This is a genomic window from Streptomyces sp. WAC 06738, from assembly GCF_003945505.1.
In the GTDB taxonomy this organism is placed as follows: Bacteria; Actinomycetota; Actinomycetes; order Streptomycetales; family Streptomycetaceae; genus Streptomyces.
This window is the reverse complement of the sequence record NZ_CP029618.1, coordinates 2756852-2771536: the sequence shown is the minus strand read 5'-3', so window position 1 is coordinate 2771536 and position 14685 is coordinate 2756852. Positions and strand designations below refer to the sequence as shown.

General features: G+C 72.9%; 10 protein-coding genes and 1 pseudogene. 7 read left to right on the top strand and 4 right to left on the bottom strand.

Going from position 1 to position 14685, the window contains the following annotated elements:
- Nucleotides 1–34 precede the first annotated feature (34 nt).
- Together DMB38_RS11585 and DMB38_RS11580 are read left to right on the top strand one after the other, a co-directional pair.
- Nucleotides 35–1378 (top strand): LCP family protein, encoded by a 1344-nt coding sequence (locus DMB38_RS11585; protein ID WP_240662128.1) that lies wholly within the window; start codon nucleotides 35–37, stop codon nucleotides 1376–1378.
- A 111-nt stretch (nucleotides 1379–1489) separates the two neighbouring features.
- Entirely contained in the window at nucleotides 1490–2647 is a 1158-nt protein-coding gene (locus DMB38_RS11580) for an acyl-CoA dehydrogenase family protein (RefSeq protein WP_125935100.1), read from the top strand.
- Between the two features lie 37 nt (nucleotides 2648–2684).
- On the opposite strand, the gene DMB38_RS11575 is transcribed toward DMB38_RS11580, so the two are convergent.
- Together DMB38_RS11575 and DMB38_RS11570 are read right to left on the bottom strand one after the other, a co-directional pair.
- Nucleotides 2685–3623, bottom strand: coding sequence for a DNA-3-methyladenine glycosylase 2 family protein (locus tag DMB38_RS11575; RefSeq protein ID WP_125935099.1), 939 nt, complete (start codon nucleotides 3621–3623; stop codon nucleotides 2685–2687).
- 138 nt (nucleotides 3624–3761) lie between these two features.
- A pseudogene (locus tag DMB38_RS11570) lies at nucleotides 3762–5098 on the bottom strand (peptidoglycan recognition protein).
- An 82-nt stretch (nucleotides 5099–5180) separates the two neighbouring features.
- Between DMB38_RS11570 and DMB38_RS11565 the strand changes: the two are divergent.
- The 4 genes from DMB38_RS11565 to DMB38_RS11550 all read left to right on the top strand — a co-directional run bounded on the left by DMB38_RS11565 (nucleotide 5181) and on the right by DMB38_RS11550 (nucleotide 11143).
- Nucleotides 5181–5924 (top strand): TIGR03089 family protein, encoded by a 744-nt coding sequence (locus DMB38_RS11565; protein WP_125935098.1) that lies wholly within the window; start codon nucleotides 5181–5183, stop codon nucleotides 5922–5924.
- Nucleotides 5925–6081: 157 nt separating this feature from the next.
- On the top strand, nucleotides 6082–7245 hold the full coding sequence (locus tag DMB38_RS11560; protein ID WP_125935097.1) for an LCP family protein: 1164 nt from the start codon (nucleotides 6082–6084) through the stop codon (nucleotides 7243–7245).
- A 274-nt stretch (nucleotides 7246–7519) separates the two neighbouring features.
- On the top strand, nucleotides 7520–9379 hold the full coding sequence (locus DMB38_RS11555; RefSeq protein ID WP_125938963.1) for an LCP family protein: 1860 nt from the start codon (nucleotides 7520–7522) through the stop codon (nucleotides 9377–9379).
- A 51-nt stretch (nucleotides 9380–9430) separates the two neighbouring features.
- A complete protein-coding gene (locus tag DMB38_RS11550; protein ID WP_125935096.1) occupies nucleotides 9431–11143 on the top strand; it encodes an LCP family protein in 1713 nt (570 codons plus the stop codon).
- A 66-nt stretch (nucleotides 11144–11209) separates the two neighbouring features.
- On the opposite strand, the gene DMB38_RS11545 is transcribed toward DMB38_RS11550, so the two are convergent.
- Entirely contained in the window at nucleotides 11210–12241 is a 1032-nt protein-coding gene (locus DMB38_RS11545) for a glycosyltransferase family 2 protein (protein ID WP_125935095.1), read from the bottom strand.
- Nucleotides 12242–12476: 235 nt separating this feature from the next.
- Between DMB38_RS11545 and DMB38_RS11540 the strand changes: the two genes are divergently transcribed.
- A complete protein-coding gene (locus DMB38_RS11540) occupies nucleotides 12477–13907 on the top strand; it encodes an LCP family protein (protein WP_125938962.1) in 1431 nt (476 codons plus the stop codon).
- A gap of 225 nt (nucleotides 13908–14132) precedes the next feature.
- Here the strand turns inward: DMB38_RS11540 and DMB38_RS11535 are convergent, their stop codons facing one another.
- The gene (locus tag DMB38_RS11535; protein ID WP_047016074.1) at nucleotides 14133–14663 is read right to left on the bottom strand and encodes an acyl-CoA thioesterase; all 531 of its coding nucleotides are present in this window, start codon (nucleotides 14661–14663) and stop codon (nucleotides 14133–14135) included.
- Between the last annotated feature and the right edge of the window lie 22 nt (nucleotides 14664–14685).

Below are 14685 nucleotides of genomic sequence, written 5' to 3'. Positions count from 1 at the left end.
GACTCATGAGCGTGCACCAAAGGGAGTGGGGATCGTGGCGAGGCAGCATCTGGACGGAACGGGCAGCGGAACCGACGAGCCCGGTACGCCGCGCGCCCGCGAACCGGAGGCGCCGTACGCCGGGGACACGTCGACGGCGGCGCACGCGGCCTACGTGGACGCGGCGTTCGCGCCGGGCGCGCAGGGGACACCGGGAGCGCCGGGCGCACTCGGGGACGGGCCCGGGGGACCCGACGGCCGGGACCCGCTTGCCGGCCCGGCGACCGGCCCGGCTGCCGACCCGGCGACCGGCCCCGGCGGCCCGGACGACCCCGAAGACCCCGCCGGCGCCCCCTCGCACGCCGCGCCCCGCCGCCGGATGCGCCGCGGCCGCAAGGTGCTCCTCGGCGCCGTGATCATGCTCTTCGCCGGCGTGCTCATGGTCGCCGGCGGCCTCTGGTGGGCGTACGAGCACTACACCGGGCGCGTCGACCGCATCCCGAACGCCTTCCCGACGAACGTGCCGGAAAAGCACCGGCCCGCGCCGTCCAAGGGCGGTGAAACGTACCTTCTCGTCGGCGTCGACGCCCGCTCCGACCTCCCGCTCACCGGCGACGGCGCCGGTGAGCACACCTGGAAGCCGGGCGCGCAGCGCAGCGACACGATGATGCTCGTCCACCTCCCCGAGGGCCGCGACGGCGGCTACGTCGTCTCGCTGCCCCGCGACTCCTGGGTGAACATCCCCGGCCGGGGCGACGCCAAGCTCAACGCGGCCTTCTCCTACGGCGGCCCCCCGCTGCTCATCGACACCGTGCAGCGCATGACGAAGGTGAAGATCGACCACCTCGCGGTGATCGACTGGAGCGGCTTCAAGCGGCTCACCGACGCCGTCGGCGGCGTGGACATCACCATCGACGAGACCACCCCGCGCCGCAACGGCGGCGGCGAGTGGACCGCCGGCACCCACCACATGGACGGCAAGACCGCCCTCGACTACGTACGTGAACGCCACGGCCTGCCTCGCGGCGACCTCGACCGCACCCAGCGGCAGCAGAACTTCCTCCGCGCCGTCATCACGGAGACGATGTCCTCGGACAACTTCTCCAACCCGCTCAAGGTCAAGCGCCTGCTGGACGCGGTGACCGCCACCGTCAGCGTCGACGACCGGTTCTCGGACGGGGCGATGCGCGACCTGATGTGGGACATGAAGGGGGTGCGCTCCGGCGACCTGGTGTTCATGAACGCACCGGTTGCCGGCCTCGACATGATCGAGGGCCAGTCGGTGGTGCTGCTGGACGACAAGGCGGGCGACCCCCTGTGGGAGGCCATGCGGAACGACACCATGGCGCAGTACGTCGAGAAGTACCCGACCGACCGCCTGGGCGGCACGGCACCCTGAGCCGGGCCCCCGCGCCCCCTGTCGCCAACATCACGTAGGTCCGCTCGCCGCGCACGGCATACCATCAGAACTACTTAACGGTAGTTAGCATGCGCGGGAATGGAGAGAGCCTTGGCAGGAGCGCCCGAATTCGACCTGTACCGCCCGGCCGAGGAGCACGACATGCTCCGCGACGCCGTACGCTCGCTCGCCGAGGCGAAGATCGAGCCCTTCGCGGCCGAGGTGGACGAGGAGGCGCGCTTCCCGCAGGAGGCACTGGACGCGCTCGTCACCAACGACCTGCACGCCGTCCACGTCCCCGAGGCGTACGGCGGGGCGGGCGCGGACGCGCTGGCGACGGTCATCGTCATCGAGGAGATCGCCCGCGTCTGCGCCTCCTCCTCCCTGATCCCGGCCGTCAACAAGCTGGGCTCGCTGCCCCTGATGCTCTCCGCCTCCCAGGAGCTGAAGGCGAAGTACCTGACGCCGCTGGCGCGGGGCGAGGCGATGTTCTCGTACTGCCTCTCCGAGCCCGAGGCCGGCTCCGACGCGGCCGGCATGAAGACCCGCGCCGTACGGGACGGCGACTCCTACGTCCTCAACGGCGTCAAGCGCTGGATCACCAACGCGGGCATCTCCGAGTACTACACGGTGATGGCCGTCACCGACCCGGAGAAGCGCTCCAAGGGCATCTCCGCCTTCGTCGTCGAGAAGTCCGACGAGGGCGTCTCCTTCGGCGCCCCGGAGAAGAAGCTCGGCATCAAGGGCTCCCCCACCCGCGAGGTCTACCTCGACAACGTCCGCATCCCCGCGGACCGCATGATCGGCGCCGAGGGCACGGGCTTCGCCACCGCGATGAAGACCCTCGACCACACCCGTATCACCATCGCCGCCCAGGCCCTCGGCATCGCCCAGGGCGCCCTGGACTACGCCAAGGGCTACGTCCGCGAACGCAAACAGTTCGGCAAGCCGGTCGCGGACTTCCAGGGCGTCCAGTTCATGCTCGCCGACATGGCCATGAAGATCGAGGCCGCCCGCCAGCTCACCTACGCGGCCGCCGCCACGTCCGAACGCGGCGGCGCGGACCTCACCTTCCAGGGCGCCGCGGCCAAGTGCTTCGCCTCCGACACGGCGATGGAGGTGACCACGGACGCGGTCCAGCTCCTCGGCGGCTACGGCTACACGCGCGACTATCCGGTGGAGCGCATGATGCGCGACGCGAAGATCACCCAGATCTACGAGGGCACCAACCAGGTCCAGCGCATCGTCATGGCCCGCAACCTGCCCTGATACGGGCGACGCCGGACCCCGCCGCCGCGCGGCGGGGTCAGAGGCGGGCTATGTCCGGGATGGCGGCCTTCGGTTTGCGGCGCGGGGGCATGCGGCCCAGGAGGCAGAGGTAGCGCGTGGCGCGGTGGCGCTGGCCCCCGGCCTCGTACGGCGCGAGCAGTTCGAGCATGCGCTCGTCGTCCGCGTTGCGCTCGCCGGCCAGGGTGTAGCCCACGATGCGGGGCAGGTGCAGGTCGCCGACGGTGACCGCGTCGGCGGCGCCGATGACGCGCTGGAGGGTTTCCGCCGCCGTCCACGGGCCGATGCCCGTGATGGCGGTGAGGCGGCGGGTGGCGGCGTCGAGGTCCATGTCCGCCGCCGCCTGGAGGGCGCGGGCGCGGCGGACGGCTCGTACGATCGTCGCCGCGCGCTTGCCGTCGACGCCCGCGCGGTGCCACTCCCAGGACGGGATCATCGCCCAGCCGCGCGCGTCCGGCATCACCCGCATCCGCAGCTCCGGCCCGGCCGGGCCCGGGGCCTCGGTGCCGTAGCGGTGCAGCAGCAGGCGCCAGGAGCGGTACGCCTCGTCCGTGGTGACCTTCTGCTCCAGCACCGACGGGATCAGCGACTCCAGCACCACGCCGGTGCGGATCAGGCGCAGGCCCGGGTGGCGGCGGCGGGCCTCGTGGACGACGCGGTGGCGCGGCGTGAACGGCTCCGGGTCGTCCTCGGCGCCGAGCAGCGCCGGGAGGCCGTCCAGCAGCCACTCCGCGCCCGGGCCCCACGCCTCGGCGGCGACCGCCCCGCCCGCCGGGGCGACGCGCAGCGTGCCGGGGCCCGCGGGGGTGCGGCTCGCCCGCCAGACCGCGCCGTCCGCGACGCGGAACGCCGGATCGCCGGGCCCCCGCCGCAGCACGCCCAGGGTGCGCCACAGGTCGTACGGGCCCGGGGGTGCCCAGGTCCGGGTACGGGCGCGGTGGTCGGGGGCGGCGGACACGTCGCACGACTCTAGCCTCCGCCGCCGACAGCCACGGCGGCGGCCGGCGCCGGGAGTTGCCCGCGCCGCGGCGCACCGCCCGCGGGGACCGGTGCCGCGTCACAGGCGACCGGCGCGCGTCCCCTTCTCAGCCCCTTCTCAGCGGCGGCCCTGGTACGACGCCGAACTCGCCCTCGCCGCACCCAGCCTGTCGTACAGCCGCACCCCCGGGCAGGCCGTCGCGAAGCCGTCCCGGTGCCCCGAGATGACGTTCATTCTGACCCGCGTCCCTCTGGCGTACTTGCCGCCGCCCGACACCTTCGTCTGCTTGCCCTTCGGGTTCTTGCCGAACAGGCCCAGCTTCCACGCCGTCAGCCGCGACACCGCGTTCACCGCGGCCTGCGACGGCGCCGCCGAGTCGTAGCTGCCGAGGACGGCGATGCCCATGCTGTTGTGGTTGAAGCCGTACGTGTGCGCCCCCATCACCGCGCGCGTGACGCCGCCCGCCCGGCCCTCGTAGACGCGGCCGCACTTGTCGACCAGGAAGTTGTAGCCGACGTCCGCCCAGTTCAGGCTCTGGGTGTGGTAGCGGTATATGCCGCGGATGAGGCCGGGTGCCTCGGTGCAGCGGTAGTCGTTGCCCGTCGCCGAGTGGTGGACGAAGGCGATGTTCACGGTCTTCGTGTACCGGTACCCCTTCGCGCGCTTGCTCTCGTCCGCGCCCCACCCCTTGCGCGTGACGATCTCCGGCCGCGGGCCGACGAACGGGCGGGCCGCGGCGGGCAGGGCCGGGTTGAGGCGTACGGCGTCCGCTTCCGACGCGGCCTTGGTCTGCGCGGCGAGTTCGCCCGCGGCCGCGGTGCCGGCCGCTCGCGCCTTGTCCGTTCCCGCCCCGCCCCGCCCGGGTCGATCAACTCGGCGGTCAGCCCCCGCGGCAGCCCCGCCGCCCCCACGGCCTCCGCAGTATCCGCCGCCCCCGCCGCGTCCGCCGACCGTGAGCGCGCGGGTACGACGCGGACCTCGACCCCCGTCGAGTCGCCCACCCACAGCGGCGCCGTGCCCCCGCGCCGGGCCGCCGCGCCGCCGCGGCCCTCGCCACCGGACTCGCCGCCCGACTCCGCGCCGGACCCCGGGTCGGGCGCGTCCGCGGCGTGGGGGTCCAGGTCCCGCCAGCCGGACCACCGGCCCGTCTCCGCCGACCTGGCCCGTACCCGCACGCGCCCGTCCAGCTCCGCCTCCGGGTCCTTCCAGACGACGCCGACCATCGTGAACGGCCCGGCGTCCGGTTTCGACAGGCCCACCGTGCCCGCCCCGGGCCCGCGCGAGGACGAGCCGAGCGGCGTGAGCGGCAGCGACTGCGTACGGCCGGCGGCCCGCTCGGCCTCTGCCGCCCGGGGGAGCGCGCCCGCCGAAGCGGGCGGCGCCGCGAGCGGCGTGAGCGGAGTGAGCAGCGCGGCGGCGGATATCGCGACGACCGAAGAAGAAAATGCGTACATATGACGCATCCTTTCCACACCCCCCACCGCTGTCCATTTACCTCTGCCGGACGGAGTAACGCGACGGCGTAACCTGGCGGCGATGAACCCCACCGCCGCCACCCCCGCCGCCCTGCTCGACGCCGCCCTCGCCGCCGACCCGGCCCGCCCGCTGGTCACGTACTACGACGACACCACCGGCGAGCGCGTCGAACTGTCCGTCGCCACCTTCGCCAACTGGGTGGCCAAGACCGCGAACCTCCTCCAGGGCGACCTCGCCGCCGAGCCCGGCGACCGGCTCGCGCTGCTCCTGCCCGCCCACTGGCAGACCGCCGTCTGGCTGCTGGCCTGCGCCGCGACCGGCGTCACCGCGGTGCCCGCCGACCCCGACCCGGCCGCCGCCGACCTCGTCGTCTCCGGCCCCGGCGCGCTGGAGCAGGCCCGCGCCTGCACCGGCGAGCGGGTCGCCCTCAGCCTGCGCCCGCTCGGCGCCCGCTTCCCGCAGCCGCCGGACGGCTTCCTCGACTACGCCGTGGAGGTGCCGGGGCAGGGCGACCGCTTCCAGCCGTACGCCCCGGCCGACCCGGACGCGCCTGCGCTCGAAGCGCCCGGCGCCCGGTTCACCGCCGCCGAGCTGGTCGCCCGCGCCCGCGCGGACGCGCAGGCGCGCGCGCTCGCGCCGGGCTCCCGCACGCTCTCGACGCTGGGGTACGACACGTGGAAAGGGCTCTCCGCGGGCCTCTACGCCCCCCTGGCCGCCGGCGCGGGGGTCGTCCTCTGCCCGTACCTGGACCGGCTCACCCCCGAACAGCAGGAGAAGCGGAGGGCCGACGAGCGCGTCTCGTGACGCCGGCCCGCGCCACCGCCCCGAGCGACGCGCGCGGGCGAAGTTATCGGGCGTAGCGCCTCATTCGTGATGCGATGTACCGAATGAGGCGGACCGTACGACCCCGGGGGTGCTCGGCCGTCCGCACACGTGCACAACGGCCGAATGAGTGTGACGGATGGGCGCAGATGAGACCGGCCCGCGGGAGGGCGCATCCTCGTACCAGGCAGACCCCCTGCCGCCCCGCCGCCCCCGTCCGCGCAGCCGCCGCCGCGTCCTCGCCCGCCGCGTCGGCCTCGGCCTGGCCGTCTTCCTCCTCGCCCTCTCCGGCGTCGGCTGGTACTTCTACCAGCGCTTCGACAGCAACATCACCGTCGACTCCGCCACCGCCCGCGAGCTGAAGCGCTACGAGGAGGAGCGGCCCGCGCCCGCCGCCGGCGGGGCCACCAACATCCTCGTCCTCGGCTCCGACTCCCGCGCGGGCAGCGAGCGCTACGGCCACGACACCGGCGTCGAACGCTCCGACACCGCCGTGCTCCTGCACCTCGCCGGCGACCGCGACAGCGTCACCGCCGTGAGCATCCCCCGCGACCTGATGGTGAAGATCCCCGACTGCCGCAGCCCCGGCGGCGGGACGAGCGGCAAGCAGGTCAACCAGTTCAACTTCAGCTTCGCCTACGGCGGTGCCGCCTGCACGATCCGCGTGGTGGAGAAGCTCGTCGGCGTGCGCGTCGACCACCACGTCATCGCCGACTTCCAGGGCTTCAAGGAGGTCGTGGACGCCGTGGACGGCGTCGAGGTGTGCCTGCCGGCGGCGATGCATGACAAATCGGCCAAGCTTCGGCTGCCCAAGGGCCGCCAGGTGCTCGACGGAGAGCAGGCGCTCGGCTACGTACGGGCACGCAAGTCCCTCGACGGCGGCAGCGACACCCAACGCATGTCGCGGCAGCAGGAATTCATGGCCTCGCTCGTCAACAAGGTGCAGAGCAACGGCGTGCTCTTCAACCCGCTGCGCCTCGCCCCGCTGCTGGACGCGGTGACCTCCGCGCTCACCGCCAACGAGGAACTGTCGTCGCTCACCGAGCTGTACGACCTCGTACGCGTCGTCCGTGACGTGCCCCAAGAGCGCGTGCACTTCATGACCGTGCCGCGCCGCCCGTACCGCCTGGACTCCAACCGCGACGAACTGGCGCAGCCGGCGGCGCGAGAATTGTTCGGCGCACTGCGAACCGACAGCGTGGTGCGCTTCGTCTCCGAGGGCAGGAAAGCCAAGCAGAAACGGGACTCCGGCGCGCCGTCCGTATACAAGGGGACAACCCCTGTGGATGACATCTGCCGATAGAGCGGATCAACGCGCACAAGGGGGCACGGTGTATGGAGGGGATGCGCGGGATGTCCTGTTACGAGTGCGTGGAATTTGTCACGGGCGTCGCCAGTCGTCGAAAGAGGCGGCTAGTGTGAGCCGACCGGCCGCCTGACAGGCGGTCGTCGAGCGTATGGCAGGAAGTCCGGCGCCGGCAGGGGGAGGCGCTGACCGAGCGATGTGAGGAACCCAAGCGACCGTGGATGGGCGAGGCCGTGGACACGCCGGCGAGGTCGACCCCGCCGATCAGTGGGTGTTCAATCCCGAGACCGGCAGCTACGAGCTGCGTCTCGACCCGCAGATCCCGGGCAGACAGGCCCCCCAGGCCCACGGCCAACACGCACCGGGTCCGCACGGTCACACCCCGCACGGGTACGGCGGCCCGCCCCAGCACCCGCAGCAGTACATCCCGCAGCAGAGCGGGCAGCCCCCGCACGGCCAGGCCCCGGGCCCGCCGCACGCGCAACCGCCGCACGCCCAGCCGCATGCGGGCCCGCCGCAGCCCGGCCAGCCGCATACCGGCGGCCCGCCCCGGGCCGGCGGCAGGCACCAGTCCCACGCGTCGCCCGCGGAAGCCCCGGAGAGCCTTCAGGAGCCCCGCCTGCCGTCCCAGCGCCGCCGCGGCGCGGCGGGCGGCTCCGGCGGCGCGGGCGGCTCGGGGCCGGACGGGGACGGGCCGCGCAGCCGCCGCCGTCCCAAGCCCCGTAAGAGCAAGAAGAAGAAGGCGCTGATCTGGGTCGCCGGCGGCCTCGCGGTCGTGCTCTTCGCCGTCGGCACCGCGGCGTTCCTCATCTACCGCAAGCTCAACGGGAACATAGACAAGGTCGAGGTCGCCGGCGAGGATCACGCGGCGGTCATCGACGGCCCCGTCAACATCCTCGTGATGGGCACGGACAAGCGCACCGGCAAGGGCAACGACGGCTACGGCGACATGAACAGCCCCGGCCACGCCGACACCACGCTGCTGTTCCACGTCTCCGAGGACCGCACCAACGCCACCGCGATGAGCATCCCGCGGGACATGATCACCGACATCCCGGACTGCAAGACCAAGCAGGAGGACGGGAGCTGGAAGACCATCCCGGGGACGTACGAGACCAAGTTCAACGAGAGCCTCGGCCAGTTCGGCCGCGACCCCGGCTGCACCTGGAAGACCGTCGAGCAACTGACCGGGCTGGACGTCAACCACTTCATCCTCGCGGACTTCAACGCCGTCAAGGACCTGTCCAGCGCGGTCGGCGGCGTCGAGGTGTGCCTCGCCGAGGACATCAACGACCCCAAGTCGAAGCTCAACCTCCCCGCCGGCCGGCACACGATCGAGGGCGAGGAGGCGCTCGCCTTCGTCCGCACCCGCTACTCGGTCGGCTTCGGCAGCGACCTGAGCCGGATCGAGCTCCAGCAGCAGTTCCTCAGCTCGCTCATCCGCAAGATGAAGTCCGGCGGCTCGCTGAGCAATCCGAAGAAGATGTACGACCTGGCCGACGCCGCCACCAAGGCGCTCACCGTCGACTCGGGCATCGGCAGCGCGAAGAAGCTCATGGACCTGGCCAACGACCTCAAGAAGGTCCCCCAGGACGACATTACTTTCGCGACTTTGCCCGTCCTGGACAACCCTGAGGACGACGCAACAGTCCTCATGGATGAGGCCAAGGCGAAGCCGCTCTTCAAACTGCTGGCCGCGGACAAGCCGTTCGACGGGGCGAAGAAGGGCAAGAAGGGCAAGCCGGTGAAGAAGTCGGAGCCCGGGGAGGTGAGGGTCGACGTCGTCAACGGCGGTGGGGAGTCCGGCATGGCGTCGGCCACGGCCGGGTGGCTTCTCGACGAGGGCGCGGGCTACGCCGCCGAGGCCGGCAACACGCCGGATCTCCAGCCGGAGACCCGGCTTGAGTACGGTCCTGACCAGGCCGAACAGGCCGCGCGGCTCGCCGACATGATGGGGCTGCCGAAGTCGGCCATGAAGAAGACGGGGGAGAACGCAGGGGCCGAGGGAACCATGACGCTCACGCTCGGCGAGGACTTCGCCGCGCCGGGCACCCCGGTCGAGGCGCCCGACAAGGCGCCGGACGGGGTGCAGAACGTCAAGGCCGGAGACAAGAACGTCTGTGCGAAGTGAGGCGTACGTGCGGACTGGACACCGCACGTCCGCGATCGACCAGGAGGCCCCATGCGCCGCAGCAATGTCCGCGGTAGCGGAGCAGACGGTCGACCCGACAGAGCCGGCGAGCTCGGCTGGGACGACTCTCTGTACGAAGACGCGGGCGCGCCGGGCATGCCGCGGCAGCGCGGCTACGCGCGTCACACCGGCGACCACGACCCGCACGACGACGACGGCCGCGAAGGACCGGGCCCCGGCGACGGCGGGCCGCCACCGCCGCGGCGCCGCCGCGGGATGCGTATCGCCCGCTGGGTCTTCGGCATCGTCGCCTTCCTCATACTCGGCACCGCGGCCGCGGGCTACCTCTACTACCGCGACCTGAACAACAACCTGGAGAAGGACCGCCTCAACCTCGGCAAGAACAAGCTCGACGAGAAGCAGCCCAACGCGGACGGCCAGACCCCGCTGGACATTCTGCTCCTGGGGTCCGACAGCAGGAACTCCGACGAGAACGTCCGCCTCGGCGGCTCCCGCGCCGACCGCGGCCGCAAGCCGCTCGCCGACGTGCAGATGCTGCTCCACGTCTCCGCGGACCGCAGCAACATGTCCGTCGTCTCCGTCCCGCGCGACACCCGGGTGACGATCCCCGAGTGCACCGACCCCGACGACGGCACGGTCTACCCGGAGACCACGTCCCAGACCATCAACACCAGCCTCCAGAACGGCGGCCCCGGCTGCACCGTCGCCGCCTGGGAGGCCCTGACCGGCGTCTCCATCGACCACTTCATGATGATCGACTTCGCCGGTGTGGTGAGCATGGCCGACGCGGTGGGCGGCGTCCCCGTCTGCGTACGGGACAACGTCTACGACGACGACTCCGGGCTGCGCCTCGAAGAGGGCGAGACGACCATCAAGGGCGAGCAGGCGCTGCAGTGGCTGCGCACCCGGCACGGCTTCGAGGACGGCAGCGACATCGGGCGTACGCACGCGCAGCACCAGTACATGAACTCGATGGCCCGCCAGCTCAAGGAGGGCGCCAAGCTCTCCGACCCCGGCAAGCTGCGCCGCCTCGCCGAGGCGGCGACCAACGCGCTCACCGTCGACGACGGCCTGGGCGACCTGAAGAAGCTCTATGACCTCGGGAACGACATCAAGCGCGTGCCGCCCGAGCGCATCACCATGACCACGATGCCGTGGGTGCCGGATCCGCAGAACAACGCGCACGTCGTACCCAACGAGGAGGACGCGCCGCAGATCTGGTCCATGCTCCGCAACGACGTCGCCTTCGACGGCAAGGACAAGCCCAAGAAGAAGAAGCCGGACGACCTCGTCGCCCAGGCCGAGCCGAAGGCGGACATCCCCGTCCTCGTCCAGAACGGCACGGGCACCACCATGTACGCCCCGGTCACCGGGCGGGCCGGCGACATCGCCGAGGTGCTCGCCGAGGACGGCTTCACCCAGGCCGCCACGGACGCCACGCCCAAGTCGCAGGCGGACACCACCATCTCGTACGCGACCGAGGAGCAGCACGCGAACGCCCTGGCGGTGGCCAAGGCGCTCGGGCTGCCCGACCGGGCGGTGAAGGAGTCCAGCGGCGTCGACGGGGTGACGCTGGTGGTCGGCGCCGACTGGCGGGAGGGCGACGCCTATCCGCCGGACGCCGGCGGCGACGCCGACGACGGCGAGGAGGCGGGGCCCGAGAAGGCGCCGGAGAGCTCCAACCCGCTGGCGGGCAGCGACAAGAAGGCGTGCATGGACGTCAATCCGTCCTACACCTGGTAATGCCGCGGCCCCGCGCGCGCGTGCGGGCGGGGCCGTACGGAAGCCCGCGGCGAAGGCGGCCGGAGGTCAGCCCGCCGTGACCGCGGGGCGGCGGCTGGCGATCACCTTCTGCGCCAGCGACCGCGGGCTGGTGAGGAACCCCCAGCCCCACGACATGTGCATCGTGGCCAGCGCCAGCGGGATCTGCATACGCGCGCGTACCGGCAGACCGCGCCCCGCGGGCACCGAGCCGGCCGCGATCCCCACGGCGTACGCGAGCGGAACCGCCAGCCCCAGCGGTGTCAGCGGGGTGACCAGCACGCCCGCGACGATCCCGGCGAGGGCGGCGGGCGGCGCGAGATAGCGCGGGTTGATCGAACCCTTGTGGTACCGCGCGACGACGCGGCGCCAGCGGCCGTAGTCCTTGTACTGCTTGGCCAGCGCCCGCAGGTTCGGCCGCGGCCGGTACGAGACCCGCAGCTCCGGCGAGAACCAGACCGCCCCGCCGGCCGAGCGGATCCGGAAGTTCAGCTCCCAGTCCTGCGCGCGGATGAACTCCTCGTTGTACCCGCCCTGCTGCTCCAGCGCCTCCCGGCGGAAGACGCCGAGGTAGACGGTGTCCGCGGGCCCCGCCTCGCCGCCGGTGTGGAACGCGGCGTTGCCCACCCCGATGCGCGCGGTCATCGCCGCGGCGACGGCCTGCTCCCAGCTCGTCTCGCCCTCGGCGTGCATGATGCCGCCGACGTTCTGCGCGCCGGTCTCGGCCAGCAGCCGGACGGCGGTGGAGATGTAGCCGGGGGAGAGCATGCCGTGGCCGTCGACGCGGACGACGACGGGGTGCGAGGAGGCCGCGATGGCGGCGTTGAGCCCGGCGGGCGTACGGCCCGTGGGGTTCGGCACCGTCTGCACCCGGCAGCGCGCGCCGTCGGCGGTCTCGCGGACCAGCTCGGCGGCGATGGCGTCGGTGCCGTCCGTGGACGGGCCGAGGGCGATGACGACCTCCAGCTCGCCCTCGTAGTCCTGCTCCAGGATGTGCCGCACCGCCTCACGGAGGTGCCGCTCCTCGTTGAGCACCGGCATGATCACGGAGACCGCGGGGGGAGTCGCAAAGTCGTTCATGGCGCCGCTCAGGTTACCGCGAACGGGGGATCGGGGCGTGCCCGCAGGGTGGCGTTAAGCGTACGGACGGCGTGTGCGGGGAAGGACGGCGCCTGCGTCCCTACCGTGGTCGGGTCCGTACCCGTGCCGCCGCCCTGCCACGCAGGCACAGACGCGCCCAGCACGCATGTGCGCGCGGCGGACGACGCCCGTATCCGAGCCCCGTGGAGGTCCCCACACCGTGCCAGCCCCGTCAGTGAAGCGCCCGCGCTGGGGTCTGCGGATCGCCACCGCACTCTCCCTCCTGCTGCTGGCGACCGGTGGGGCCGGGTACTTCCTGCTCAGCTCCATCGGCTCCGGTATCCACCGGGTCGACGCCTTCGGCGGCATCTCCGACCGCCCCCGGGAGGGCCACGGGCTCACCTTCCTCGTCGCCGGCGTCGACCGGCGCGACAGCGTGAGCGAGGAGGACCGGCGCAAGTACCGCCTCGGCGGGGAGCCGTGCAACTGTACGGACGCGCTGATGCTCGTCCACCTGTCGAAGGACCGCGACCGCGCGAGCGTGGTCAGCATCCCGCGCGACAGCTACGTCGAGCTGCCGCCGCACACCAACCGCGCCCTCGGCGAGCGGCGCACCGCGCACGCCGCGAAGGTCAACGCCGCGTACACGCACGGCGGTCCGCCGCTGACCGTACGGGCCGTGGAGAAGCTGTCCGGGGTGCACATCGATCACTACGTGGAGATCGACTTCGCGGCCTTCATGAAGACGGTGGACGTGGTCGGGGGCGTGCAGGTGTGCACGCAGCGCCCGCTGCGCGACAAGTACTCCGGTCTCGACCTGCCCGCGGGCACCAGCAGCCTCGACGGCGGCGAGGCGCTGGCGTACGTACGCGCCCGGCATCTGGACGGCGCGTCCGACATGGGGCGGATGAAGCGCCAGCAGCGCTTCCTGGCCGCCGTGATCGACAAGCTCACCGGCACCAGCGGCCTGATGAACCCGCTGCGCTTCCGCGAGGTCGGCTCGACGCTCCTGGGCTCGGTGCGTACGGACGCGGCGCTGGACACCGGCGCGGTGTTCTCGCTGGGCAAGGCGCTGCACGGGTTCTCGCCGGGGTCGTCGGAGTTCGCGACGGTGCCGGTGGCGGACATGGACTACGAGGTGCCGGGGCTCGGCACGACGGTCAGGTGGGACGAGGAGCGGGCCCGGCGGCTCTTCGACAGGCTGCGCGAGGACAGGCCGCTCAAGGCGCGTGGCGGGGACCCGGACGGGCGGAAGGGAAAAGGGAAGGGGCAGGGCAAGGGACAGGGCAGGGCGACGCCGGTGGAGGTGCCGCCGGAGCAGGTCCGGGTGCAGGTGGCGAACGGCACGGGGGAGGACGGCCTCGGCGGCCGGGTGGACCGCTCGCTGGCCCGCACCGGCTTCGACACCACCGGGGCGCCCACGACGGCGGCGCGCACGGACCGCACGATCCTGACGTACGACCCGGAGTGGGACCGCTCCGCCCGCTCCCTGGCGGCCGCCCTCCCGCACGCGAAGCTGGTGCCGGACCGCGGCCACGGTGCGCTCATGACGGTCACGCTGGGCGACGACCACGAGAAGGTGCACCGGGTACGGCCCGCGGACCCGATCCTGGACGGCGCGGACGTCTGGTCGGCGGTCACGGGAGACGAGGTCCTCTGCACGTGACGCCGCCCGCGGGCACGGCGGGGCGGCGGGCGGTCGCCTGCGCACGCGGGGCCGACAGCAGCACGCGGTACGGGGGCGTGCGCGGTCGCCGGCCCGGGCCGGCGTACGCCCCGGAACGCGCGTGGACCCCCGGGCGTGCTTCGAACAGCCCTGCCCGGCACGGGCCGGCGTCGCGGTGAGCCGCCCACCGGCGGGGGCCGGGCGTACCCCGCCGCCCGGCCGCCCTCAGGCGGGTTCGCTGCGGGCGCGGAGGTTCTTGATCGCGCGGCGGCGGGCCAGCCGGTGGGTGCGCCGGATCTGCGCCTCCTGGCAGCGCCGCTCGTCGCGCTCCGTCTCCGGCGCGACCGCCGGCACCGGGCGCGGGCGGCCCTGGTCGTCGACCGCGGCGAAGACCAGGTACGCGCTCGCGACCTGCTTCGCCGGCGTCGACTCGTTCCACCGCTCCGCCATCACCCGCACCCCGACCTCCATCGAGGTCCGCCCCGTCCAGTTGACCTGCGCCAGGACGTGCACCAGGTCCCCGATCCGCACGGGCTCCAGGAACACCATCTCGTCCATCGACGCCGTCACCGCGGGCCCGCCCGAGTGGCGCCCCGCGACGGCCCCCGCCACGTCGTCGACCAGCTTCATGATCACGCCGCCGTGCACGGTGCCGAGGAGGTTCGCGTCGTTCGCCGTCATGATGGACGACAACGTGGTGCGGGAGGCCGAGGTGGGTTTCGCCTCGCCTGCCGCCGGCCGTGCCTGATCGTTCATGTGTGTCACTGTATGCGGCGCG

Coding starts and splice junctions, on each gene's coding strand:
- DMB38_RS11535 (WP_047016074.1), bottom strand. CDS start 14,663: ATGAACGATCAGGCACGGCCGGCGGCAGGCGAGGCGAAACCCACCTCG.
- DMB38_RS11545 (WP_125935095.1), bottom strand. CDS start 12,241: ATGAACGACTTTGCGACTCCCCCCGCGGTCTCCGTGATCATGCCGGTG.
- DMB38_RS11550 (WP_125935096.1), top strand. CDS start 9,431: ATGCGCCGCAGCAATGTCCGCGGTAGCGGAGCAGACGGTCGACCCGAC.
- DMB38_RS11565 (WP_125935098.1), top strand. CDS start 5,181: ATGAACCCCACCGCCGCCACCCCCGCCGCCCTGCTCGACGCCGCCCTC.
- DMB38_RS11560 (WP_125935097.1), top strand. CDS start 6,082: ATGGGCGCAGATGAGACCGGCCCGCGGGAGGGCGCATCCTCGTACCAG.